This is a genomic window from Paracholeplasma vituli (assembly GCF_025446935.1).
Classification (GTDB): domain Bacteria; phylum Bacillota_I; class Bacilli_A; order Acholeplasmatales; family UBA5453; genus Paracholeplasma; species Paracholeplasma vituli.
Genome location: NZ_JAOEGN010000013.1, coordinates 29,769 through 54,040 on the forward strand (window position 1 = coordinate 29,769; position 24,272 = coordinate 54,040).

The following is a 24,272-nucleotide window of genomic DNA, read 5'->3' on the forward strand; positions in this document are numbered from 1 at the left end:
ATGTTAGTTGAGAAATATGAACACATTTTGGTTTTTGACTTCGAAACCACAGGTTTGTCAGCAAAAACCGATAACGTCATCGAAATTGGGGCGGTCTTATTAAAAAGAGATCCCATTTTAATGCAATACCGTCAAGAAAGTGAACTATCCGTACTCATTAGACAGGATAGACCACTGCCAGATAAGATTGTAGAAATCACCCACATTACTGATGAAATGTTACTACGTGAAGGTATTGAAGAATCGGAAGCGTTTGAAAAGTTGAAAGCTATGGTGCGTCCAAATACGCTATTAGTCGCTTACAATATCGCATTTGATTATGGATTTTTAAAGGCACTTTATCGTAAATACGAAGACCCGTTTTATTCGATAGAAGAGGATTTATTAGATGTTATGGCGGTTTTCAAAGACCGTCATCCATTCCCACATCGTCTTGATAATTTGGTACAAACCTACCAAATCATTCACAAGAATACACACCGCGCTATAGATGACGTCAAAGCAACTTTATTAGGGTTAACTGCGATGATCAAAGAACGCGATACGATTGATCAATATATCAACGTGGTTGGGTACAATCCAAAGTATCCACCCGCATCTGCTTTAAATGGAAAAGTTAGAATGGTACCTCAATACGGTAACCGTCTCGAAATCGAAAAACTAAAATAATAAAAAAGGTCGTTCTCGAAAGAGACGACCTAAGCTTTATTAAATAAAAAACACATCCGAGATGTGCTTATTGTAGTTTGTTAACTAAAACTGCTAATTGAGACTTGTGGTTGGCAACAAAGTTTTTGTGGAAAATACCTTTGGCTTGTCCCTTATCCAATTTCTTGCTTGCAAATGCTAAGTTCACTAATGCTTTTTCTTTATCTCCAGCAGCTACTGCTTTCTCAACTGCTTTAATAGCGGTTTTGGTAGAAGATTTGAATGATGCATTGATTAATCTACGCTTTTCGTTAGTCTTGATACGTTTGATTTGTTGTTTGATGTTAGCCATGATGTCACCTCCCGTGATAAGCAACTCAAATTATACCAAATGGTATTTTAAAAAGCAACTATTAAAGGAAAAATATGTTAAAATAAGTTGAAAGAGAGAGATGAATGATGACATTACCAAATAAACTCACTTTAAGCCGATTCGTCGCGATTCCGGTGATGGTGATTATCAGTTTTTTACAACCGCTTCAAAGTGTCGATGACGTGCTATTTGGGCTCGATTTAGCACAGTTATTATTCGCAATTTTATTTGTACTTGCAAGCTTCACAGATTTTCTAGATGGGTACTTAGCCAGAAAGCACAATCAAGTGACAACGTTTGGCAAGTTTACCGACCCGATTGCCGATAAATTATTGGTTCTAACTGCCTTTTTATATTTACAAGCAACCACAGTTAGAGTCTTTTGGTGGATGACACTTATTGTCGTTGCAAGAGAGTTCATTGTTACGGGTGTACGCTTACTCGCAGTCGAAAAAGGTAAAGTGATTGCAGCGAGTCCTTTTGGAAAACTCAAAATGGTAACAACCGTACTTGCATTAGTGGTTTTATTATTCAATGACTTTAATTTGACACCATGGATTGGAGACATTCTACTTTGGTTAGCACTATTATTCACAGTACTATCCGGAGCGGACTATTTCTGGAAAAATCGCCATATGGTGTTCGAATCTATCTAAAAAAAGTAAAAAAATCCGATTCTCGGTATTTATATAATAGGAGGTTAAGAAATGGACGTAAAAAAACAAGAAGCATTGCTGAATGCGATGAAGCAAATAGAAAAACAATACGGGAAAGGCGCTGTCATGAAACTTGGTGACGAAGCGGATCGTCATATTGAATCATCGCCATCTGGATCGATTGCACTCGATGTTGCACTCGGTATCGGAGGTTATCCTAAAGGGCGTATCGTTGAAATATACGGACCAGAATCTTCGGGTAAAACCACATTCGCATTAACAGCGATTGCAGAAGTACAAAAAGCAGGTGGATTCGCTGCATTTATTGATGCCGAACACGCATTAGACCCACAATATGCAAGAGCATTAGGGGTTGATGTCGATAACCTAATCTTGTCACAACCAGATACTGGTGAACAAGCATTAGAAATCGCAGAAGCTTTAATCCGTAGTGGTGCCATCGGTATTGTTGTAGTAGACTCGGTTGCTGCCCTTGTACCTGAAGCTGAAATCTATGGCGACATGGGGGATTCACACGTCGGGTTACAAGCACGTTTGATGAGCCAAGCGATGCGTAAACTATCAGGGATCATTAACAAGACCAATACCATCGCGATTTTCATTAACCAAATTCGTGAAAAAGTTGGGGTCATGTTTGGTAACCCTGAAACCACATCTGGTGGTAGAGCCCTTAAGTTCTATGCATCTGTTAGACTTGAAGTTAGAAGAAGCGAACAGATTAAAGCAGGTAATGATGTGGTCGGTAATAAAGTCAACATCAAAGTTGTTAAGAATAAAGTTGCACCTCCATTCAAACAAGCGAGTGTGGATATTGTCTACGGTAAAGGGGTCTCCAAAATGGGCGAACTTGTGGACTTAGCGGTTGAACTTGAAATCATTAAGAAGAGCGGTGCTTGGTATGCATATGAAGGGGAAAAGATTGGTCAAGGTCGTGAAAACGCAAAAGACTATTTAGACACTCACGCAGGCATGGCTAAGGACATCGAAGTGAAAGTAAGACAAGCTTATCAATTAAAATAAAAAAAATCGCTGGCATTTTAAATGCCGGCGATTTCTGTTTTTAGGCTGGAATAATTTGTGTGTTATCTCTGACCAAATTGTATGGTAAATGAACATAAACGACGCGCGCATACGAAGTTCCAAGAATCACTTCATCGTAAGAAATCTTCGCATAAAGGTAAGGTCCCTTAGCTTCTACAAACGGTAGAATAGGTGTATCCATATCGTAGTTAAAATTCATTTGAACAGTTTTAGTTTGGTTCAGTGTTGCGGCTTGTTCCGTTGAAACTTCAGTGTATTTTGCCCAACGTGTAGAAAGTTGAAATTGAATCTTAATATTGTTGATTGGATTGACACTTTCAAGTTTAGTCAATTCGTAATTGAAACGATAATATCCGCCTGTTGATTCGGTATTTGGGAGACGCACATGGGTGATGGTGTAATCAATATCGAACAATTTCAAATCCTCAAGACTTATTACGTCGGCCTTCTTATCATCGAATAGAACTGGTTTGCTATCTGCATACTTTAGAATGTAGATGCTTGGAATGAAAATAACCGGTAATACGATGAAGAATAGCACAATAAATATTTTCAAACGGTTTTGATAAAGCCATGTCGATTTACTGACTTTTTTAGCTTTTTTCATAGAATCCCTCATTTCACGTAATCTTATTATACTACACACGAAAGTAAAAAAAAAGTCGGATTGTAATGCGTTGACTAAAAGCCCTTTCTCCTATATAATTAAATAGTAGTACTGTGGTTTAAAACCCTAAAATTAAGTATATCAATTTTGATAATGTTGTTTAATATATTTAACGCTCAAGTAAAGAAATTGTAACGAAAATAAAAAATGGAGGATTATAACGATGGAACATTTAGTATGGGCAATCGTCTCCATTTTGCTACTAGCTTTAGGCCTAGTTGGAGGCTTTATTTTCCGTGTAAGACAACACGAAAAGAATCTCCAAACTAGCCGTGAACAAGCAAAGAAAATTGTTGAAGAGGGCCAAAAAGAAGCCGAAAAACTCAAAAAGGAAGCCATTCTAGAAGCACGTCAAAATATTTTTGATCAAAAACGTGAATTCGAACGTGATATGAAGGAAAGAAAACAAGTCGTCATCGATTTGGAAACCAAAATATCACAAAGAGACGAAATGCTCAATAGAAGAGCTGCTAATTTGGACAAAAGAGAAGAATTTCTTGGACAAAAAGAAATTAAATTGGACGAAAAGAAGCAAGAACTTGAACAATTGAATAGCAAAGTGGAAGACATTTTGAAGCAACAAGAAGCGAAATTAATGGAGATTTCAGGTATTTCTACGGAACAAGCACAAGCGATCATTATGGAACGTGTTCGCATGAGTATGTCTGAAGAGATTTCAAACTTCATTAAGGAAGAAGAAGAAAAAGCAAAATCAGAAGTAGATCAAAGAGCGAAGAATCTATTAACACTGGCAATTCAAAAATACGCTAGTGAAACAACAAGTGAAAGAACGGTATCCGTTGTTTCCCTTCCAACTGATGAAATGAAGGGACGAATTATTGGCCGCGAAGGTCGTAACATTCGCACCATAGAAGCATTAACCGGTGTTGATCTCATCATCGATGATACCCCAGAAGCGGTCGTATTATCGGGATTTGATCCAATCCGTAGAGAAGTAGCAAAACGCGCCTTAACAGCGTTGGTCGAAGATGGTAGAATCCACCCAGGACGTATCGAAGAAGTCGTTGAACGTGCACAACAAGAAGTGGACATGTTCATTCGTGAAGCCGGTGAAAACGCCGTTTTCCAAACTGGAATCGGTAAGTTACACCCAGATTTAGTTAAACTTTTAGGACGTATGAGTTTCAGAACCTCTTACGGACAAAACGTATTAAAACACTCAATCGAAACTGCTTTCCTAGCTGGTAAATTAGCAGCCGAAATCGGTGAAAATGAAGTACTTGCAAAACGTGCAGGTTTACTCCATGACATCGGTAAAGCCGTTGACCACGAAGTTGAAGGGTCACACGTCGAAATTGGTGTTCAAATTGTATCGAAGTATCACGAACCTAAAGAAGTTATTGATGCGATTGCATCTCACCACGGTGATAAAGAACCACAATCCATCATTGCTGTTTTAGTAGCTGCAGCGGATGCGCTCAGTGCTGCAAGACCTGGAGCACGTAGCGAATCTATTGATAACTACATCAAACGCCTTGAACAATTAGAAACCATTTCTAACAAGGTTGCAGGGGTTGAACGTTCGTTTGCGATTCAAGCCGGTCGTGAAATTAGAGTCATCGTTAAACCCGATGAAGTGGATGATCTATCCACATTTAAAGTTGCACGTGAAATCAAAGAACAAATTGAAGCGAACCTTCAATATCCAGGAACCATTAAGGTTACCGTTGTTAGAGAAACACGCGCTACAGACATTGCGAAATAAAAGGGGCTTGTCCCCTTTTTCCGTTTATTGAGGAAGGTGTATATGAGAATATTATTTATCGGAGATATATACGGTGAACCAGGACGTAAAATTCTTTTATCGAATTTAGACGAACTTAAAGCGACTTATAAACCCAATATTATCATTGTAAACGCTGAAAACAGTGCGAATAATGGACGTGGGATTACATTTCGTTTCTATAAAGAACTCATGGCTGCTGGGGTACATGTTATCACGATGGGAAACCATGTATGGGGACAAAATGACCTTGTTGAGTATATTGACGATTCCCGTATTGTCAGACCCCTCAATTTTCCAAAAGCACCTGGCAAAGGGTATGATGTCATTCAATATAATCAAACGACCCTTTTAGTCATAAACGCACTAGGGAGAACCTTTATGAATGCCAACCTAGAGTCCCCTTTCTTTGAAATAGACCATTTATTAGAAACAGTGAAAACCGATTATGTATTCGTCGATTTCCATGCCGAAGCTACCTCTGAAAAAGTCGCTTTAGGACACTATTTAGATGGCCGAGTGGATGCGGTGATAGGGACTCATACTCACGTTCCTACTGCAGATAATCGTGTATTACCAAAAGGTACACTTTATATGACCGATGTTGGTATGACAGGGCCTCTAGATGGCATCATTGGTGTCGATAAAGATATCGTAGTTAACCGATTCTTATATGGACATTCCCCAGCCAATGTGGTTGCGATGACAAAAAACCAATTGAATGGTGTCATTTTAGATTTAAAGAAAAAAACCATAGAACGAATTCATATCGAAGATTAGCACACCTTAGGGTGTGTTTTTCTTATTATTTTTCGTATTAAGCGGTTTATGCACAAGCCTCTCCTACCCTTTTTATTGAAATGACTGGGTAATGCGTGTATACTTATCATAGGTGATTAAATTGATAGATATTGACAAGTATTTTAAACCTAATTTAAAACAAGCAAGAAAGCGTACTAAAGCTGACATTGAACATAAGGATTACCAATTAGACGAACGTTTACAAAAACTAGGTACAGGTAAGTTTTATAAGATTCAAACCTACGGTTGCCAAGGGAATGAAGCGGACGGCGAAACGATGGCAGGCATCTTAAATCAAATGGGTTATCGACCAACTGAAGAAGAGTCATCTGCCGACATCATCTTGATTAATACCTGTGCGATTCGTGAAAATGCAGAAAATCGTATTTGGGGTGAACTCGGACGCTTAAAAAAACTAAAGTACCGCAATCCAGATTTGTTAATTGGGTTGTGTGGTTGTATGGCTCAGGAAGAGAATGTTGTGAACCGTGTTCTTGAAAAATACGAACACGTTGACCTTGTTTTTGGTACACATAACATCCACTTATTACCAGAATACATCGAAACCGCACACTTTAATAAAGAGCGCGTTATTGAAGTATTCTCAGAAGAAGGACACATCGTTGAAAATCTTCCGAAAGTAAGAACCAATCCTTACAAAGCATGGGTCAACATCATGTTTGGGTGCGATGAATTTTGCACCTACTGTATTGTTCCATATACACGCGGAAAAGAACGCTCAAGACAAAAATCTGAGATCATTGCTGAAGTAGAGGAACTTAAAGCTCAAGGTTATCAAGAAGTTACGCTACTTGGTCAAAACGTGAATGCCTACGGTAAAGACTTTAAAGATATCGATTATACCTTTGGTGATTTACTGATGGATTTAGATAAGATTGGCATTCCTCGTATTCGCTTTACAACAAGCCATCCTCACGATTTAGATGATAAGACGATTGAAGCATTTAGATCCTGTAAATCAGTAATGCCACACTTACACCTACCAGTTCAATCTGGAAGTAATGCGGTTTTGAAAAAGATGAATCGTCACTATACCAAAGAGCTTTATCTAGAAGTTATTCAAAAACTTAAAAAAGCGAAACCGGATATCGCATTAACGACAGATATCATCGTCGCCTTTCCAACCGAAACTGAGGCCGATTTCCAAATGACTTTAGACCTCGTAAGAGAAATTGACTTTGAAGGTGCATACACATTTATATTCTCTAAGCGCGCTGGTACACCTGCTTATAGTTTCGAAGATAATATTCCAGAAAAAGAGAAGAAAGAACGTCTTCAAAGATTGATTGAAGTGGTCAATGAAGGGTATTATCGTGCAAGTCAAAAGTATAAAGATCAAGTGGTAGAAGTCCTAGTAGAAGGCACATCGAAACAGGATGAACACACACTTGCAGGCTACTCAGAACATAATAAACTTGTGAACTTTAAAGGGGATAAATCTCTTATTGGGAAGATTGTTAAGGTTAAAATTACTGAACCTAGAACATGGTTTTTAAATGGTGAAGCCTGTGAGTAAACGCGATGAATTAATCGAAATGATTGAGTCTTTAGACATCTTAAAACGTTATCAAAAGTTTGAACAAGTCATCAATGGGGATAAAGATTTAAAAAGGCGATTTAGTGAGATGAAGGCACTCCAAAAACAGTTAGTGAATGCGAAAACCATTCAAAAACCAAAGGCGATTGATCAGTTTCAAGCAGCCTATGATGAGGTTCGTCAATCGATTGAAACGGACCCTATGATTGAGACTTATTTGGACCTTCAACAAGAACTAAACGATTTATTAAAAGAGATAAAAGAAATCATTGAGACAGAGATTAATCAAGCAATTTCTAACCAATCTGTAATAAGTGGGAAATAGCCGTAATAACGGCCCATCCCACTTTTTATTATGGGGTCGTACTTGTAAAATATATAAATTTAAGGTATGATAAGGGTAAGCAAACACTAATGGGGGGATTATTATGGCAATTCTAACGATGTTTAGCGAAGTCAAGATTGGTGACAAGAAAGTCAAAATAGAAGAATTGGTAGGCACACTGATTCTATATCCTGCTGACAAGGTAGTCAGATTTTTTGAGTTGATTGGCTTAACCGTGCCTCGCAAGCTCAGAATGGCCTCACTCAGACGTGAATTGGATCCATATGTGACCAGTAAGAAAATTGTACTTCAAACCCTTTCAGATGAAGTGAACTACCGCTTATCTTGGTATGATCATTTTAGTGAATCTCAACTCGTTAATTTGGTTCCACAATTTAAAGATGCGGACCTTGACCGTAAAGCTAGGGAAACATTATGGGTAAACTTATTGTCGTATTTATTTGACAAACAAGTACCTGAAAATGAACTAATGGGATTTATCAAAGCGGCGAAAGAACACCAAAAAGGTGCTGTATTAGAAGATTTTATTCAATACAATGACAAGTTAAATTCACTCTTTTTTGATGAACAAAATCAAATCGACGGCTTAACACCTGAAGTATTTAGACCCGTATTATTTAAGAGTTCTACACTCGTTGAATTACGTGAAATCGGTAAGAAATTTGGTGTCGATGTCCCACGTCGTTTGAAGAAAAACGAACTCGTCGATATTATTATTAAAGAACTCAAGAATCAAGATAAATATACCAAAGAACTCGAAGATAAAGTCAGTGGATTGGCGGTTATTCAACTTCAAAGATTCGCAATAGAACACAATATCAAAGCATCCATTGAACTTAAGAAAGAAGAAATTATTGAATACATTCTTTCTAATGCTTCTGAAACCAAAGAAAAATATTATGTCCCTTCAACACCGGGTGTTTACGAAGAGATAAAACCATCTGTTCGTGTGTATGTCGATGAAGAACCAGAAATTCAAGTCACACCAGAACCAGAACCAGTGATTGAAAAAGTGGTTGAAGTGGAACCTGAACCAGTCATCGAAGTTAAGCCAGAACCAGTGGTCGAAGTTGAACCGGAACCAATGATTACGGTGCTTCCTGTAGATGAAGAAGTGGAAGCCCTTAAACCTGAACCAAAAGCAGTTGAACCTGTTGAAGAACCGGTAAAGGTAGAGCCAAAAACACCTGAAAGCCCTCGTCCAGTTCAAAAAGAAGAACAACCTAGTGCTCTTGGGGGCGCTTATATCTCTAAAGAAGCGTTTGAAGGTATCGTGGCTGAACTTCGTGCTTTACGCATGGATTTAAACCAATACCATCAAGCCATGCTCGATAAGGCTTATGAAAAAGCCCATCGACCAATCCTTACCCCAACCTTTATGATGGGTTATGAAACAACACTCTCCGCTAAGGAATGGGATAAAGTAGAAAAATCAGAAGCGAAGCAAATTGAAGAGATGAATACCGTGAAATCGGAATTAACTTCCTCAACTACTTCCGTGATTGAAACCATCAAAGAAGAGGATAACCTCGCGAATCCTTCTGTTTCAGACAAGAAAAAAGGCAAAAAGAAAGAAAAGAAACCAATCGGTAAAGTAAGAAAGACCCTTCGTATCGTTTTCTGGTCAGTTTTATTATTGGGTATTATTTACTTAGCTGCTGCCTTCTTAAGAGCTAATAATGTCTTTGATTTCTGGGCAACATATGGCAATACCGATATATATAATACCATCATGAATCCAGGTTACGAATTCGCATCTCACGCTACAGAATGGATCAACACAACCATTCGATTCATTGGTAACTGGGAAGCATTCATGAACTGGTTTAATAACGTATTTTAAGGATTAGATTTACTGTAGAAAGGTGATTGTATGGGCAAAAAAGACATTACATACACCCCGATGATGCAACAATATTTAGACATTAAAAAGGACTACGCTGACGCGATAGTCTTTTTTAGATTAGGCGACTTCTATGAAATGTTTTTTGAGGACGCAATCCTCGCATCCAAAGAATTAGAGATTGCTTTAACAGGTAGAGATGCAGGGGTTAAAGAACGCGTACCAATGTGTGGAGTACCTTACCACGCAATGATTCCGTATGCACAAAGATTGATTCAAAAAGGTTATAAAATCGCGATAGTTGAGCAGGTTACAGAACCTGGTAATGGACTTGTAAAACGTGAAGTCGTTAAACTGATTACCCCAGGCATGATTATGGATGAAGGCATTTTAGATGCTTCAAATTATAACTATATTGGCGCATTAGTCCAAGACAAATTAAAATACCATTTAGCCTATGCGGATTTATCAACAGGGGATCTTTCATTAATGACCGATTTAGCGGAAGCGGATGTCATTAAGCAAATCCTCGTTTTAAACATTAAAGAGATCGTATTGGAAAAAGACCAAAAACGATTAGAAGATAAAATCAGACCCTATGCTTTAATATCCTATACACATGGCACATTAGAACTTTCGATGGTTGAAGGGTTAGAACCCTATTCAAAACTCGCTGTTTCAAGATTATTACACTATTTGAGTGATACACAAAGAAGCGATATCAAACAGTTTAATAAATTGAATCTTATCGAGCCAGAGGCGTTCCTTAAAGTCGATTACCAAAGCCGTTTAAGTCTAGAAATTTCTGAAAGTATCGGTAAACGTAATACACAAACCTTATTGTCAACGATGGATCATACCATCACAGCTTTAGGGTCACGTCGATTACGTAAAATGGTCGATGAACCGAGCCGAGATCAAGCAGTCTTAAATGAACGTTACGATACAATTGATGCCTTACAAAAAAACATCATTCTTTTAAATGAACTGCGTGAATCCTTAAAAGGGGTCTATGACCTAAGACGTATTACCTCTAGAATCGCCACCAAAAATGCATCTGGTAAAGATCTCGCTCAACTCAGACAAACCCTATCGAAACTCCCAGCGATAAAGACAGTGCTCAGGGATTATCAACAACTGATCACAGATGGATTGAACCAAAATATTCAAGATTTTGGTGAACTGTACGAGCTTTTAGACCGTGCTGTTGAATTAGACCCACCACTAACTTTAAAAGAAGGTGGACTCATCAAATATGGGTATAACCCTGAACTCGACGAACTCAAACGGGCTTCTACCGATGGTAAATCTTGGATGATGGCGTTTGAGACCAGTGAAAAAGAACGTACTGGCATCAAAAATCTTAAAGTCGGATATAACCGTGTATTTGGTTATTATATTGAGATATCTAAAGGTAGCTTAGAAATGGTTTTACCTGAATTTGGATACGAACGTAAACAAACCTTATCAACAGGCGAACGCTATGTTACCCCACTCCTAAAAGAAAAAGAAGCCTACTTACTCTCTGCTGGAGAAAAAGAACTCGCCTTAGAATACGAGTTATTCGTCGCTTTGCGTGAGACAGTATCACACTATACTAAAGACCTACAAATACTATCAGATCATATTAGTTTCATCGATGTGATGGCGAATTTCGCTTTCATCGCGAAAAAGTACCGTTATGTAAGACCACAGCTTCAAGATACCCAAACTGTCCGTATCATAAATGGTAGACACCCTGTTGTTGAAAGAGCCCTTGAAGGCAATTTCGTTGAAAACAATATCGAGATTAACGAATCTGGCATTTTACTGATTACGGGTCCAAATATGAGTGGTAAATCGACTTATATGCGTATGCTTGCCCAAATAGTTGTTTTAGCACAAATTGGTTCATTCGTTCCGGCTGATTTGGCTGAATTGCCAATCTTTGATGCGATTTACACCCGTATTGGAGCGAGCAATGATTTAAGTGCTGGGCAATCGACTTTTATGGTTGAAATGTTAGAAGCGAATGAAGCGATTCGTAACGCCACTAAGCAAAGTTTACTCATCTTTGATGAAATCGGACGTGGCACAGCCACTTACGATGGGATGGCACTTGCACAAGCCATCATCGAATATGTACATGAAAAAATCAAAGCAATTACTTTATTTTCAACCCACTACCATGAACTTACGGTGTTAGAACAAACCTTAAAACGCCTTAAGAATATCCATGTGTCTGCAGTTGAAGAAAAACATAGTATTGTGTTCTTACATAAAATCAAAGAAGGTCCAACCGATAAATCTTACGGGATTAATGTTGCTGAACTGGCAAAACTACCTAAAACTTTGATTTATCGTGCAGATGAAATATTGAAACATCTCGAAGCCGATAAGAAAAAAACGGCTTTATTAAACTTATTTAACTTCGACAGTTTGGATGAAATGACAACAAATTACGTATCCAAATCAGAAGAACACGTCGTGGAAACCATTAAAGAAACAGATATCAATAGTCTATCTCCAATTGACGCGTTATTACTTATTAAGAAACTTCAAGATGAATTGAAGTAGAAAGGACACATTCTCATGGCAAAAATCATAAAACTCGATGAACGACTCTCTAACATGATTGCTGCTGGAGAAGTTGTCACAAGACCAGCCTCGGCATTGAAAGAATTGATTGAAAACGCAATCGATGCGAAAGCGACTAAGATTGAAATTCATCTAAAGAATCATGGATTAGATGAGATCAAAGTCGTTGATAATGGGATTGGTATGGAAGCGACCGATTTGCATTTAGCCTTCTTAAGACATGCGACCTCAAAGATTAAGAACGAATATGACCTTGCCCATATCGTCAGTTTAGGGTTCCGTGGCGAAGCCGTTCCGGCCATCGCCTCGGTATCCAAAATGACGATTTCATCTAAAACTTTAGAAACCGACCCCTACACTGTCACCTATGAAGGCGGTGTATTGGTTCATGAAGGTAGAATTGCTTTAAATCAAGGGACAGAAGTCAAAGTTAGAGACTTATTTTATAATGTACCAGCACGTTTAAAATACATCAAATCCCCTCAAACCGAACTCGCGTATATGCTTGAAGTGATCGATGAGATGATGCTTGCCAACCCGAAAATTGCTTTTGTGGTATCGCACGATCAAAAAGTTTTAAGAACCACTTCAGGCAGTGCAGACTATTTAGAAATATTTGCTAATATCTATGGAAACGACATCGCGAAATCTTTAAAGATTCACGATATCGAACAAAACGATATTCGAATTAAAGCCTATTTGGTTAGCCCTCAAATCACACGAGCGCGCAAAAATGACGTGATTGTTTCGGTGAACGGTAGAACCATTCAAAACTATGTGCTCGTTAATAGCGTGGTGGAAGGCTATCATACCCATTTAATGGTTGGACGCTATCCGATTGCATATATCGATATTCACTTAGATGTCTCCTTAGTGGACGTGAATGTCCATCCTCAAAAGAAGGAAATCAAATTCTCCAATGAATATGTAGTTGCGAACCTCATCAGAACGTGTGTTGGAGACGCATTCAAAGTCCATAATGAATCCATTCCAGATAGTCTAAAAACGCCATCACCAACTGTGAAGTATACCGGTTTTGAACTCTGGGAAAGTGGCGATAACGTTGAGGTTATTAAACCTAATCGTATTGAAGAAACACCTTTGGAAATTAAAACAGAACAACCGAAACCTAAACTCCCTGAAATGAGTTATATCGGGGCTTATGCAGGTACATATCTATTATTTCAAAACCCACAAGGTTTATACTTAGTTGACCAACATGCAGCTGCAGAACGAATTCGCTATGAAATAATATTTGAACGTCTTGGTGATCATAAAACAGAACGTAAACAATTGTTGACCCCGATTTTGTATCATTTTAGACCAACTGAACAAGATATTGTTGAACACAATCGAATGCTGCTCGCATCATACGGATTGGATTTTGAAGTGATTCAAGATGCTTACGCATTAAGAGAATTACCACTATGGTTAGATGAAAAAGACATCGACTATATGGTTTATAGCCTTCTTGAACAACTCAGAACCTATCAATCGATTGATATCAAAAAACTGCGTGACCAATTGGCTAAGGATGTTGCTTGTAAAGGCGCCATAAAGGCCAATAAGGCATTAAATACCCATGAAATTGAACACCTCATGGAAGCTTTAAAAGCCTGTGACAATCCGTATTACTGTCCACATGGTAGACCGATTGTCATTTCATTTACACAGTACGAAATTGAAAAGTTGTTTAAACGTATTGTATGAAAAAAGTGGTTGTTATTTGCGGTCCAACTGCAGTCGGCAAAACGAAATTATCCATCGATTTGGCGACCTATTTCGATGCCGAAATCATTTCAGGTGACTCTGTTCAAGTCTATCAGTCTTTAGATATTGGGTCTGCTAAAATCAAGCAAGAAGAAATGCGTGGAATCAAGCATCATATGCTCGATATCCTTAAACCGAGCGAATCCTTTGATGTCGCAACTTTTCAACGTCTAGTCCGTTCACATATCGAAACTATAGAACGCCCTTTTATCGTAGGTGGCACTGGACTTTACATTAAAGCTGCCTTATACGACTATGAATTTAATAATCCAAAACGGGATCTCGATGAAGAAAAAATGTACGATAATCTTTCTAATGAGGCATTACATGATTTATTAAAAGATATTGATCCAGACACTGCAACGATTCTTCACCCAAATAATCGTAGAAGAGTCCTAAGAGCACTTTCGTTAGCAAAAGAAACCAAACGCAGTAGCCTTCAGAAAAAGGATGTTCTGATTTATGACGCCTTAATCCTTTACGCTTCGATGGACCGTGAGATTCTGTATGAGCGAATCAATAAGCGGGTGGATATGATGATGGATGAAAGTTTTTTAGAAGAAACCATAAAACTAAAAAAGGAAGGTTTAAAACTAGACATTCTGGGGTATCGCGAGTTGATGCAATACTTAGAAAATGAACTTTCCCTCGAAGATGCACTTATTGAAATTAAAAAGAAGACCAGACACTTAGCGAAAAGACAAGAAACCTGGTTTAAGAATCAAATGCATGCTGAAATCATTGATATGAAAGACTACGATTCTGCCTTAGCATTAGCCATTGAAAAAATAAAGAAATTTTACGAGGTTTAATATGAACATTTACTTAATCGGCATGCCGGGGGCAGGTAAAACCACCATCGGCAAGCGTTTAGCACAAATACTCAACTATACTTTCATCGACTTAGACCATAGGATTGAAAAAAACGCCTTAATGTTCATCGATGAAATTTTTGAAAAATATGGAGAAGAAACATTCCGTATTCAAGAAAAACAAGCTTTATCCGAAATTGAAGGCGACAATCTCGTCATTTCAACCGGTGGTGGCATCGTCAAAGACCGCACCAATAAGGCTTTAATGAACGGTATAAAGGTATACATCGATACCGATATTTCGATTATCGAAGACCGTATCGGAAAAGACTTTCAACCACGTCCCGTATTAAAGAAAAAATCTTTACACACGCTTTATGACGAACGTATGCTCAACTATGTGTTCTTCGCAGATTTAATCGTTTCTAACGATGGTGACCTCGAAGTGACCACTCAAAAACTACGTGCATTACTCAAGGAGAAGTTCAATTTATGAAATGCTTAGTTATCCACGGACCTAACCTCAACATGCTAGGTAAACGTAATCAAAGTTTATATGGATCACTCACGATGCAAGATATCAACGCATTATTATCCAATACCTATCCAGAAGTAGACTTCACTTTTTTCCAATCTAACCATGAAGGGCTTATAATTGATCTCTTGCAAAACACAGAAGAATATGACGCCTTAATGATTAATCCCGGTGGGTTAGCACACCATTCGGTCATTTTACGAGATGCATTTGAACTCGTAACTTGTAAAAAAGCCGTTGTCCATTTAAGTGACATTGAACATCGTGAGTACTTTAGACGATTTGATATCCTAAAGCCACTCGCGGATGTTTATGTGATCGGACAAAAAGAGCAGAGTTACGTGCTCGCAATGAAGGAATTAATCGAAAAACATTTACAATAATGATATCTATGTTATAATATATAAGGATTTTTTACAGGAGGTAAAGACATGTATACAACCAGTGATTTTAAGACCGGTCTTACCATTGGCTATAAAGGTAATATCTACACGGTTATGGAGTTCATGCACGTAAAATCTGCAAACTCAATGGCATTCGTTCGTACTAAAGTTAGAAACTTAAGAACAGGTGCAATTACCGAAATGGCATTCAATGCGCAAGAAAAATTTGAAAGAGCTCAAATCGATAAGATTCCGATGCAATACTTGTATGCTTCTGATGGCGTTCACGTATTTATGAATTTAGAAAACTATGAGCAAATCGAACTTCAACACGAGCAAATCAAAGACGAAGCAAGATTCATCGTGGATGGCATGACCGTCGAAGTTCTATCCTATAACGATACTGAAATTTTAGGAATCAATCTCCCGGATAAAGTTGCGTTAACTGTCAAAGAAACTGTCCCAGGTGTTAAAGGGGATACCAAAACCACTGCAATGAAAGATGCAATCCTTGAAACCGGCATTTTAGTCAAGGTTCCAATGTTCATTGAAGAAGGCGAACGTATTGTCGTAAGCACTTCAGACGCTTCTTATGTATCACGCGAAAAGTAAGAAATGAAAAGGGGTTTTTGAATGCCCTTTTTTCTTTTATGGAATGATTTGTATTTGAATGATTTTAGACGCGACAACAGCGCATGTTGATGGTATAATTTAGATTGAAGTGAGGGTAAATAATATGATCAGATTACAAAAAAAATTAGCAGAAGCAGGTGTATCCTCGAGACGTGGTGCGGTTGAAATCATCGAAGCCGGCCGTGTTAAGGTCAATGGTGTCGTTATTAAACAACCTGGACATTCAGTCGGTAGTGACGATAAAGTCACTGTTGATGACCGTGTGATTGAAAAAGAAGAACACGTTTACTATTTATTGAATAAGCCAACAGGGTACGTCACGACTGTAAAAGACGACTTAAAACGTCGTACAGTCATGAGTCTATTTGAGGAAGTCGATAAAGCACAACGTATTTTTCCAATTGGTAGACTCGATTACGATACAGCAGGCATCCTCTTATTTACAAATGATGGCGATTTAGCCTATTATTTAACCCGCCCTGAATTTGAAGTGCCTAAAACCTATCTTGCAAGAGTTGAAGGAATGCTTACGAAAGTAGCCATTAAAGCTTTAAAAACTGGGGTAAAAATTGATAATTATCTCACTCGACCAGCACGTGTAAAAGCGGTAGAATACGATACAAAAAACAATTCGACATTGGTAGAAATCATCATCTCTGAAGGTAAGAACCAACAAGTTAGAAAGATGATGGAAACCGTGGGCTTCCCAGTCAAGAATTTAACCCGTGTGGGCTATGCATTCTTAACCCTTGATGGGGTAGAGCGTGGTGGCTATCGACCACTCAAGATTCACGAGGTTAAAAAATTGTACGGAGAGTTCAAAAAAATCTAATAAATATAGAAATTATCACGTTTGAGTGATATAATTAAAGGGTGTGGAGGTTAATCATGCCGGGATTTAAAGTTGCGATTGATGGGCCAGCAGGAAGCGGCAAATCGACCATCAGCAAACGCATTGCTGAACAATTGAATTTAACACATATCGATACTGGTGCAATGTACCGTGCGATTACCTACATAGCGTTACAAAAAAACATCGATTTAAACGATGAAGCTAGCTATGTATTCATGCAAGATTTAAAAGTGAGATATGAGAAGAACCGCATTTATGTAAATGATCTCGATGTAACGGATAAAATCCGCACAGACGCTGTCACAAGAAATGTTTCAAAGGTATCTTCATTCCCATATGTCAGAAGAATATTGGTTCAAATCCAAAAAGACGCAGCCCAAAACATCGATGTTATCATGGATGGTAGAGACATTGGGTCTGTGGTATTACCAGACGCTGATTTAAAAATCTTCCTAACTGCAAACGTTAAGGAACGTGCTAAACGACGTCAAAAAGATAAGGAAGTACTGGGAATCAAACAAGAATTGGACGCACTCGAAAATGAAATTCTCGAACGCGATCATAAGGATTCGACACGAAAAGAATCCCCACTCGTTTGCCCACCCGATGCCATAGTGATTGATACGACGCATTATTCCATTGAGGACACGACGAAACGTATCACAGAAGAAATATTGAAAAAGGAGAAATACCATGGAAGAACTACAAATGAAGGACGTTAATCTAGATTCAGTCAAAGTAAGAGACAAGGTCGAGGGTGTCGTTTTTAAAGTTGAAGAAAAATGCATTTATTTGACCCTAGAAAACCACGCAGAAGCTCGTATGTTTGTCGAATACTTTGGTAAAAACATCACCTCATTCGAAGGCGTTGTTAAAGAAGGGGATCATATCAAAGCCGTTGTTAGCAAAATCAACGACGAACCATCCTATATTCTTTTAAACAGACTGCCACTTATGAAAGAGGAAGCGTTTGATGAAATTGAAGCGGCTTACAAAGAAAACCGCACAATTGTTACCAAAGTCACTAAGGTTGATGAAAAGGGGCTTCATTTAAAGTTCGCTGGTTTTGATATATTTTTACCATTCGGTTTATTAGACCGCGAATTAGTTGAACAAAAAGACACCTTAAAAGGTCAATCCCTTGAAGTTCATTTAATCGAAGTTAAAGGCGGTAACCGCCCACGTCTAATCGCTTCTAGAAAGCAAATTTTCGAAGCAAAGCGTCAAGCCGATCTCGATTTAAGACAACAACAACGCAAAGAAGAAATTGACACCATTAAAACGGGTGATGTACTCAAAGGTACCGTTGAACGCTTAGATCCTCACGCAGCTACAGTGAGATTCCAACATGTGGCTGGTTTATTACGCATTAGCCAAATTTCTCATAACCGTATTGAAAACATCGCAGATGCTTTACAAGTCGGACAAGAAATTGAAGTTAAGATCATTAAAAAAGAAGGTATGCGTTTAGACCTATCTCACAAAGCCTTACTACCTACCCCATTCGAAGCATTCGCAGAAACGCATAAGAAGGGTTCTAACATCACAGGTGTTGTCGTTCAAAAATTACCATTTGGTATCATCTTAGAATTTGAAGAAGGTGTTAGAGGCTTACTCCATGCTTCTGAATATTCTTGGAATCCAAATGACAATTTTGCAAACTTTGTAAAGATTGGCGACTCTGTTGAAGTGGCTATTCTATCCATCGATGTGAAACAAAAGAAAATCAGCTTATCCAAAAAAGCAATGATTGATAACCCATGGCGTAATGTATCTTTCAAAAAAGGCGAAGATGTCAGTGTTAAGGTATTAGAAATCATTACCGATAAAGGTATGAATGTCGAAGCTAAAGGCGTTAACGGATTCATTCCGGTATCTGAATTATCAACAGAACGTGTCAATAAGATTGAAGACCTATATGCAGTAGGCGATGAAGTCGTTGCGAGAGTATTAGAAGTCAATCCAAAAGAATGGCACTTAAAACTATCCATTAAACAAGTCAAAGAAGAATCTCTAAGAAGTGAGTATGAACCTTATCTAAACCAAGAAGAAACCACTACAACCTTAGGAGACCTCTTTGAGAATGTATTAAAAGATTCCAAGAAAAAATAAAAACGAGGTGATGGTTAATGCCATTTAAGGTAGCAATTGTGGGCCGTCCCAACGTAGGGAAATCGAGCTTATTCAATCGTATGATTGGATCCAGACTATCGATTACCGATGACGCCCCAGGCGTAACGCGAGATCGCATTTACGCTAAGACTGAGTGGTTAACCAAAAGTTTCGCGGTGATTGATACCGGGGGCATCGAAATCAGCGATGCCCCTTTTTTAGAACAAATAAAACAACAAGCTGACGTCGCTATTCAAGAAGCCGACCTCATCATTTTTGTTGTAGATTCTAGAAGCGGGTTAACCGATGACGACTTATTTATCGCGAAGAGACTCTATCCAACGGATAAGAAAGTCATCGTGGTCGTAAATAAAGTCGATAACGTTGATTTAAAACAAAGTATTTATGAATTTTACGCCCTTGGCTTTGGTGATCCGATTGCGGTTTCAGCCAACCACGGGATTGGTGTCGGGGAATTAATGGACCAAATCGTCCAATCCATGCCAGAAGATTTCGTTGATGACGAACACGAAGAGGCCATCAGACTCGCTGTTATTGGCTATCCAAATGTGGGTAAGTCTAGTTTAACGAACGCTATTTTAGGACAAGAACGCGTCATCGTATCTGATATCGCCGGGACAACCCGTGATGCGATTGATACGCCATTTACTAAAGACGGTGTTGAATATGTCATCATCGATACTGCGGGTATACGTAAACGTGGTCAAGTCTATGAAAACACTGAAAAATACAGTGTTTTACGTGCGCTTCAAGCGATTGAACGCTGCGATGTGGCATTGATTGTTGTCGATGGCACTCGCGATGTCATTGCTCAAGATATGCACGTAGCGGGATACATCCAAGACTATGCGAAAGCTTCTGTAGTTGTCGTTAATAAATGGGATATTGTTCAAAAAGACGAAAAAACCATGGGTGTCATGAAACAATCTATTTACGATACCTTTAAGTTCTTAGCGTATACAGAAGTATGTTTCGTATCTGCGAAAGAAAACAAACGTATTGATACCTTATTCCCAGCCATCAATAAAGCCTATGAATCTTATAATCGCCGTATTCCAACATCCGTTATGAATGACGTCTTGTTAGATAGCGTCGCGATGAATCCACCGGCTCAATTTAATCATGGTAAAGCGAAGTTCTCGTATATGACCCAAGTATCGACCAAACCGCCGACATTTGTCATTTTCGTGAATGATCCAAGCTTTGTCCACTTCTCTTATTTACGCTATTTAGAAAACCAATTAAGAAAAGCCTTTGATTTTACAGGCTCTCCACTAAAACTCATACTTAGAAAGAAGGAACAAGAATGAAACTATCGATCATCGGCGGTGGCGCTTGGGGAGCGACACTCGGACAACTCTTAGTCGATAACGGACACGATGTCATCATTTACGATATCAATGAACAATTTGTTCAAACCATCAATGAGAAGCATATCCACCCTTTCTTTGATTTACCTTTACCACAAACCTTATTCGCAACCAAATCCTTATCAGAAGCCTTAGCTTTTTCGGATTATCTAGTGCTTGCAGTACCTACTAAAGTGATGCGAGGTTTATTGAATACCATCAATAACTCGATTACGACACCAAAATTCTTCATCAACGTCTCTAAGGGGATTGAACCAGATACGTCTAAACGTGTATCGGAAATTGTTGAAGAAGTGATTCGTCCTGAATATATGGCTGGATTCGCAGTACTTACTGGGCCAAGCCATGCTGAAGAAGTCATTCGTCGTAAACTAACATTACTTACTGTAGCATCTAAAAAAGAGTCCCTTGCGAAAACACTACAAACCGTATTCTCAAATGATACTTACATGCGTGTTTATACTTCTGATGATCTCATTGGTTGTGAAGTCGGTGGTGCTGTTAAAAACGCTATCGCTGTCGTAAGTGGTATGGCAACTGGGTTAGACATGGGCGAAAACGCGCGTGCGGCCTTAATTACTAGAGGTATCGTTGAAATCGTGCGTGTAGTTGAAGCATACGGCGGAAAACGTGAGACAGCCTTCGGATTAACCGGTGTTGGTGACCTCATCGTTACTGCCTCTTCTGAAAACTCACGTAACTTTAAAGCAGGTAAGCAAATTGGTGCTGGTAAGACCATGGCACAAATTTATGCTGAAGAAAGACAAACAATTGAAGGCGTTAGAGCCATTGAAGCACTTCATCAATTGGCGTTAAAAAAGGGTCTATCCCTGCCGATTATTGAAGTAGCATACCACGTCATTTTCGAAGAAATGCCACTAACTGAAGCCATCACAAAATTACTCACTCGTACATTGAAGAGCGAAAAAATCGACTAATTTACGCCTTTAATTGCCTTATAACCGCTATTTAATGCAATTATCTCAATATAAAAATGTTAAAAAGATTGCTAATACAAATAAATAGTGATATAATGGCGATAGAAAGACAAAAGGAGGTTCAATATGAACAAAACAGAATTAATCGCTGTAGTAGCAGAAAAATCTCAAGTAACTAAGAAAGTTGCTGAAGAAGTATTAAATGCATTTGTTGATAGTGTTGCTGAAAGTCTTGGCAAACATGGCGAAAAAGTGGTACTAACTGGTTTTGGTACATTCGAAGTTCGTAACCGTGCAAAAAGAGAAGGCCGTGACCCACGTTCCGGTGAAACCATTCAAATTCCTGCACAAAAAACTCCTGCCTTCAAAGCTGGTAAAGTATTAAAAGACGCAGTCAAATAATTTAATGAAAAACCCAGAGATTGGGTTTTTTTTCTGCCATTTCGTCCTCTAATTATTAAGTGCCTTATGTTATAATAAGGATGGTGAGAATATGAAAGAAATGTTTTTAAAGGCAGCTGCGGACGATGTCCTTTATTTTTTTCAAACACAATTGAATTTAAGTGAAACTGATGAACGTGGACAAACTTTATTGCACTATGCAGTACGTACCTCTGCCCGACAAGTCATCGCTTATTTACTGGATAATGATATCGATATCAACGTTCAAGATCAAACCGGTGAATCAGTTTTATTTGATTGTTGTAAAAAAGGAAAGCTTCAAATAGCCAAACAACTTATTCGAAAATTCGCGAATGTGAATCTCAAAAATCATAAAGGGGAACAACCCATCCATATCGCCTCGATGAAAGCAGATTATGATATGGTCAAATTGCTTTTAGAAGCAGGTGCGAGTTTGAATGAAAAGACGAGAGATGGTCATAGTGTCATTCATTACGCCATTAAGAGCCGTCAAATCCCTTTTTTAGAATTTATTTTAAAACATTCCAGTCAGAAATCTAAAGACTTAGATGTCTTTAAAAATACGTGTTTGCATATTGCCTGTGAAACTGGTGCATTGAACATGGTTGAATACTTACTGGATAATGGACACAATCCTAATCTCAAAAACAGTTCAAAAGAAACCCCGCTATTTCCTGCGATCAAGAGTGGACAAACAGAAATCGTTCAACGCTTATTATCTAGTGAGGCGGAAATAGAAGTTAAGAATCGATTTGGAGAAACCCCATTAGAGTACGCAATACAACTGGGTCAAATTGACATTCAAGGTATGCTTGAAACCCATCAAGCGAGTAGTTTTTACAAACAAATGATTAAAAAAAATCCCCTTCGGCACGCAGTGCTGATCGAGGATTTGGATTTATTGCTTAAAAATATTCATGTCGGGGTACGCGATCTAAAAGATACCTTCCAGATGACCGCGTATGATTACGCAAATAAAGTAGGATTAAAAGCCTTTAAAGAAGTGCTTGAAATAAAATAAGCATTACCGATACAGCGTTTGCTACAGCATGCACAAAGATGCTAGACCAAACGTTGTTTTTATTTTTAATATAGACATAACCGAGTGCAAACCCACTGGCTGAATAGGTAATTAAATTCGTAACAATCGCTAATACTTCGGTTTCTTGACTCACGTGAATGAATCCGAACACAACAGAACTGATAACTAAAGCGACTGTTTGATTTCTGAAGAAACCAAAGAATGCTTTTCTAAAGATAAGTTCTTCTAAGACTGGAGCGAAGACAACCGTCATTAAAACAATCAATATCCCATTGGATGAGAACAAGGCTCGTTCAATCGCTTGTTGGTTCAAGGACACTGGTGCTGCGTAATCGAAAAGATAGCCAATAACCATAACTAAAACCTGTGCAGCGAGACTTGCGAGTATCATATATACATAACCCATCGCAGCGTCCACACCTAAGTGTTTTATGGGTTTATTGAAATAGATTATTTCATCCTTAAGGAATTTCCATCCAAATGGTAATATCGTGAAAGCGAGGAAAATGTATACCACAAAGTTCAGTAATGCAGAAGCAGCTTCTGTGATAAGGACAAACGATTGAGGGTGTCTTACGAGCGCGTCTTCACGATTTTCAAATCCATATTTTACAATAAATGGTCCATCCCACTTGATTGTGTAAAGTTCTACTGGGACGGTTGGTCTATCTGTATTCCAGGTTGCATTTTCGTCCTCAAAGTAAACTTGAAGCATTTCAATGGTATAATTCGCCTTTAAATAAGGGTTTGCTGAGTGACCGAAGAAGACGAAATCATCATCCTGATACATAATTTCAATGTCTGGATATAAATGAATCAATTCTTCGAAATCAGCTTTCGGTAAATACCCAATCGAATAGGGATTGCTATCTACTTTATAAAGCATCGCTTCTTCACGGGTATATTGATGAACTAGGTTTTCGTAATCATAAAACAATAATAAAAAGATACTAGAGACCACGCCCATGATCAAGAAATAAGTGATGACCATGAGGACGCCTTTAGGTAGCGGCATATTGGGATATTTAGGTTCTTTTTTAGTCTCTTCTTTCCTAAAAAGGGATTCGAAATCTATAATTTCGTTTTCTTCGTTGTTATGCATGCA

General features: G+C 38.4%; 24 protein-coding genes. 21 read left to right on the forward strand and 3 right to left on the reverse strand.

The window, feature by feature from the left end:
- Positions 1-669 carry a 3'-5' exonuclease gene (locus N7603_RS06995; protein WP_262096703.1) on the forward strand — a complete coding sequence of 223 codons (669 nt, stop codon included), beginning with the start codon at positions 1-3 and terminating at the stop codon, positions 667-669.
- A 67-nt stretch (positions 670-736) separates the two neighbouring features.
- Here the strand turns inward: N7603_RS06995 and rpsT are convergent, their stop codons facing one another.
- Positions 737-1,000, reverse strand: a complete 264-nt coding sequence (gene rpsT / locus N7603_RS07000) for a 30S ribosomal protein S20 (RefSeq protein ID WP_262096704.1) — start codon at positions 998-1,000, stop codon at positions 737-739.
- A 104-nt stretch (positions 1,001-1,104) separates the two neighbouring features.
- On the opposite strand from rpsT, the gene pgsA reads away from it, so the two are divergent.
- Entirely contained in the window at positions 1,105-1,677 is a 573-nt protein-coding gene (pgsA, locus tag N7603_RS07005) for a CDP-diacylglycerol--glycerol-3-phosphate 3-phosphatidyltransferase (RefSeq protein ID WP_262096705.1), read from the forward strand.
- Positions 1,678-1,728: 51 nt separating this feature from the next.
- On the forward strand, positions 1,729-2,718 hold the full coding sequence (gene recA, locus N7603_RS07010; protein WP_262096706.1) for a recombinase RecA: 990 nt from the start codon (positions 1,729-1,731) through the stop codon (positions 2,716-2,718).
- A gap of 40 nt (positions 2,719-2,758) precedes the next feature.
- Here the strand turns inward: recA and N7603_RS07015 are convergent, their stop codons facing one another.
- On the reverse strand, positions 2,759-3,346 hold the full coding sequence (locus N7603_RS07015; protein WP_262096707.1) for a hypothetical protein: 588 nt from the start codon (positions 3,344-3,346) through the stop codon (positions 2,759-2,761).
- A 223-nt stretch (positions 3,347-3,569) separates the two neighbouring features.
- Between N7603_RS07015 and rny the strand changes: the two genes are divergently transcribed.
- The 18 genes from rny to N7603_RS07105 all read left to right on the forward strand — a co-directional run bounded on the left by rny (position 3,570) and on the right by N7603_RS07105 (position 23,146).
- Positions 3,570-5,132 (forward strand): ribonuclease Y, encoded by a 1,563-nt coding sequence (gene rny / locus N7603_RS07020; protein ID WP_262096708.1) that lies wholly within the window; start codon positions 3,570-3,572, stop codon positions 5,130-5,132.
- A gap of 42 nt (positions 5,133-5,174) precedes the next feature.
- Positions 5,175-5,930 carry a TIGR00282 family metallophosphoesterase gene (locus tag N7603_RS07025; RefSeq protein ID WP_262096709.1) on the forward strand — a complete coding sequence of 252 codons (756 nt, stop codon included), beginning with the start codon at positions 5,175-5,177 and terminating at the stop codon, positions 5,928-5,930.
- Between the two features lie 121 nt (positions 5,931-6,051).
- Positions 6,052-7,488 carry a tRNA (N6-isopentenyl adenosine(37)-C2)-methylthiotransferase MiaB gene (gene miaB, locus N7603_RS07030; protein WP_262096710.1) on the forward strand — a complete coding sequence of 479 codons (1,437 nt, stop codon included), beginning with the start codon at positions 6,052-6,054 and terminating at the stop codon, positions 7,486-7,488.
- Entirely contained in the window at positions 7,481-7,834 is a 354-nt protein-coding gene (locus tag N7603_RS07035) for a YlbF family regulator (RefSeq protein ID WP_262096711.1), read from the forward strand. Before miaB ends, N7603_RS07035 begins: the two co-directional genes overlap by 8 nt.
- Before the next feature lie 103 nt (positions 7,835-7,937).
- A complete protein-coding gene (locus N7603_RS07040; protein WP_262096712.1) occupies positions 7,938-9,698 on the forward strand; it encodes a Rho termination factor N-terminal domain-containing protein in 1,761 nt (586 codons plus the stop codon).
- Positions 9,699-9,728: 30 nt separating this feature from the next.
- Positions 9,729-12,254: a DNA mismatch repair protein MutS gene (gene mutS / locus N7603_RS07045; protein ID WP_262096714.1), complete on the forward strand. Its 2,526-nt coding sequence runs from the start codon at positions 9,729-9,731 to the stop codon at positions 12,252-12,254.
- A 15-nt stretch (positions 12,255-12,269) separates the two neighbouring features.
- Entirely contained in the window at positions 12,270-13,985 is a 1,716-nt protein-coding gene (gene mutL, locus N7603_RS07050) for a DNA mismatch repair endonuclease MutL (protein ID WP_262096715.1), read from the forward strand.
- On the forward strand, positions 13,982-14,857 hold the full coding sequence (gene miaA, locus N7603_RS07055; RefSeq protein ID WP_262096717.1) for a tRNA (adenosine(37)-N6)-dimethylallyltransferase MiaA: 876 nt from the start codon (positions 13,982-13,984) through the stop codon (positions 14,855-14,857). Before mutL ends, miaA begins: the two co-directional genes overlap by 4 nt.
- A 1-nt stretch (position 14,858) precedes the next feature.
- Positions 14,859-15,353 carry a shikimate kinase gene (locus N7603_RS07060; RefSeq protein WP_262096718.1) on the forward strand — a complete coding sequence of 165 codons (495 nt, stop codon included), beginning with the start codon at positions 14,859-14,861 and terminating at the stop codon, positions 15,351-15,353.
- On the forward strand, positions 15,350-15,775 hold the full coding sequence (locus N7603_RS07065) for a type II 3-dehydroquinate dehydratase (RefSeq protein ID WP_262096719.1): 426 nt from the start codon (positions 15,350-15,352) through the stop codon (positions 15,773-15,775). The genes N7603_RS07060 and N7603_RS07065 overlap by 4 nt, the downstream gene beginning before the upstream one ends.
- 48 nt (positions 15,776-15,823) lie before the next feature.
- Complete coding sequence (gene efp, locus N7603_RS07070; RefSeq protein ID WP_262096720.1) at positions 15,824-16,387, forward strand: elongation factor P; 564 nt, start codon at positions 15,824-15,826, stop codon at positions 16,385-16,387.
- Positions 16,388-16,511: 124 nt separating this feature from the next.
- Positions 16,512-17,240 (forward strand): pseudouridine synthase, encoded by a 729-nt coding sequence (locus N7603_RS07075; RefSeq protein WP_262096722.1) that lies wholly within the window; start codon positions 16,512-16,514, stop codon positions 17,238-17,240.
- A gap of 56 nt (positions 17,241-17,296) precedes the next feature.
- Complete coding sequence (cmk, locus tag N7603_RS07080; RefSeq protein ID WP_262096723.1) at positions 17,297-17,983, forward strand: (d)CMP kinase; 687 nt, start codon at positions 17,297-17,299, stop codon at positions 17,981-17,983.
- Complete coding sequence (locus N7603_RS07085) at positions 17,955-19,373, forward strand: S1 RNA-binding domain-containing protein (RefSeq protein ID WP_262096724.1); 1,419 nt, start codon at positions 17,955-17,957, stop codon at positions 19,371-19,373. The genes cmk and N7603_RS07085 overlap by 29 nt, the downstream gene beginning before the upstream one ends.
- 17 nt (positions 19,374-19,390) lie before the next feature.
- Entirely contained in the window at positions 19,391-20,704 is a 1,314-nt protein-coding gene (gene der, locus N7603_RS07090; protein WP_262096725.1) for a ribosome biogenesis GTPase Der, read from the forward strand.
- Positions 20,701-21,702: an NAD(P)H-dependent glycerol-3-phosphate dehydrogenase gene (locus N7603_RS07095; RefSeq protein WP_262096726.1), complete on the forward strand. Its 1,002-nt coding sequence runs from the start codon at positions 20,701-20,703 to the stop codon at positions 21,700-21,702. Before der ends, N7603_RS07095 begins: the two co-directional genes overlap by 4 nt.
- A 126-nt stretch (positions 21,703-21,828) precedes the next feature.
- Entirely contained in the window at positions 21,829-22,104 is a 276-nt protein-coding gene (locus N7603_RS07100) for an HU family DNA-binding protein (protein ID WP_262096727.1), read from the forward strand.
- Between the two features lie 91 nt (positions 22,105-22,195).
- The gene (locus N7603_RS07105; protein ID WP_262096728.1) at positions 22,196-23,146 is read left to right on the forward strand and encodes an ankyrin repeat domain-containing protein; all 951 of its coding nucleotides are present in this window, start codon (positions 22,196-22,198) and stop codon (positions 23,144-23,146) included.
- On the opposite strand, the gene N7603_RS07110 is transcribed toward N7603_RS07105, so the two are convergent.
- Complete coding sequence (locus N7603_RS07110) at positions 23,121-24,269, reverse strand: CPBP family intramembrane glutamic endopeptidase (protein WP_262096729.1); 1,149 nt, start codon at positions 24,267-24,269, stop codon at positions 23,121-23,123. The two genes, N7603_RS07105 and N7603_RS07110, sit on opposite strands and share 26 nt — an antisense overlap.
- Positions 24,270-24,272: the final 3 nt, after the last annotated feature.

Excerpts from the sequence above, each read along its gene's own strand:
- mutL (WP_262096715.1), top strand. The coding sequence starts at position 12,270 with ATGGCAAAAATCATAAAACTCGATGAACGACTCTCTAACATGATTGCT.
- efp (WP_262096720.1), top strand. The coding sequence starts at position 15,824 with ATGTATACAACCAGTGATTTTAAGACCGGTCTTACCATTGGCTATAAA.
- N7603_RS07040 (WP_262096712.1), top strand. The coding sequence starts at position 7,938 with ATGGCAATTCTAACGATGTTTAGCGAAGTCAAGATTGGTGACAAGAAA.
- N7603_RS07085 (WP_262096724.1), top strand. The coding sequence starts at position 17,955 with ATGGAAGAACTACAAATGAAGGACGTTAATCTAGATTCAGTCAAAGTA.
- N7603_RS07095 (WP_262096726.1), top strand. The coding sequence starts at position 20,701 with ATGAAACTATCGATCATCGGCGGTGGCGCTTGGGGAGCGACACTCGGA.
- N7603_RS07075 (WP_262096722.1), top strand. The coding sequence starts at position 16,512 with ATGATCAGATTACAAAAAAAATTAGCAGAAGCAGGTGTATCCTCGAGA.
- N7603_RS06995 (WP_262096703.1), top strand. The coding sequence starts at position 1 with ATGTTAGTTGAGAAATATGAACACATTTTGGTTTTTGACTTCGAAACC.
- mutS (WP_262096714.1), top strand. The coding sequence starts at position 9,729 with ATGGGCAAAAAAGACATTACATACACCCCGATGATGCAACAATATTTA.
- rpsT (WP_262096704.1), bottom strand. The coding sequence starts at position 1,000 with ATGGCTAACATCAAACAACAAATCAAACGTATCAAGACTAACGAAAAG.
- N7603_RS07060 (WP_262096718.1), top strand. The coding sequence starts at position 14,859 with ATGAACATTTACTTAATCGGCATGCCGGGGGCAGGTAAAACCACCATC.
- rny (WP_262096708.1), top strand. The coding sequence starts at position 3,570 with ATGGAACATTTAGTATGGGCAATCGTCTCCATTTTGCTACTAGCTTTA.
- cmk (WP_262096723.1), top strand. The coding sequence starts at position 17,297 with ATGCCGGGATTTAAAGTTGCGATTGATGGGCCAGCAGGAAGCGGCAAA.
- N7603_RS07065 (WP_262096719.1), top strand. The coding sequence starts at position 15,350 with ATGAAATGCTTAGTTATCCACGGACCTAACCTCAACATGCTAGGTAAA.
- N7603_RS07105 (WP_262096728.1), top strand. The coding sequence starts at position 22,196 with ATGAAAGAAATGTTTTTAAAGGCAGCTGCGGACGATGTCCTTTATTTT.
- N7603_RS07025 (WP_262096709.1), top strand. The coding sequence starts at position 5,175 with ATGAGAATATTATTTATCGGAGATATATACGGTGAACCAGGACGTAAA.
- N7603_RS07110 (WP_262096729.1), bottom strand. The coding sequence starts at position 24,269 with ATGCATAACAACGAAGAAAACGAAATTATAGATTTCGAATCCCTTTTT.
- N7603_RS07015 (WP_262096707.1), bottom strand. The coding sequence starts at position 3,346 with ATGAAAAAAGCTAAAAAAGTCAGTAAATCGACATGGCTTTATCAAAAC.
- recA (WP_262096706.1), top strand. The coding sequence starts at position 1,729 with ATGGACGTAAAAAAACAAGAAGCATTGCTGAATGCGATGAAGCAAATA.
- pgsA (WP_262096705.1), top strand. The coding sequence starts at position 1,105 with ATGATGACATTACCAAATAAACTCACTTTAAGCCGATTCGTCGCGATT.
- der (WP_262096725.1), top strand. The coding sequence starts at position 19,391 with ATGCCATTTAAGGTAGCAATTGTGGGCCGTCCCAACGTAGGGAAATCG.
- N7603_RS07100 (WP_262096727.1), top strand. The coding sequence starts at position 21,829 with ATGAACAAAACAGAATTAATCGCTGTAGTAGCAGAAAAATCTCAAGTA.
- miaA (WP_262096717.1), top strand. The coding sequence starts at position 13,982 with ATGAAAAAAGTGGTTGTTATTTGCGGTCCAACTGCAGTCGGCAAAACG.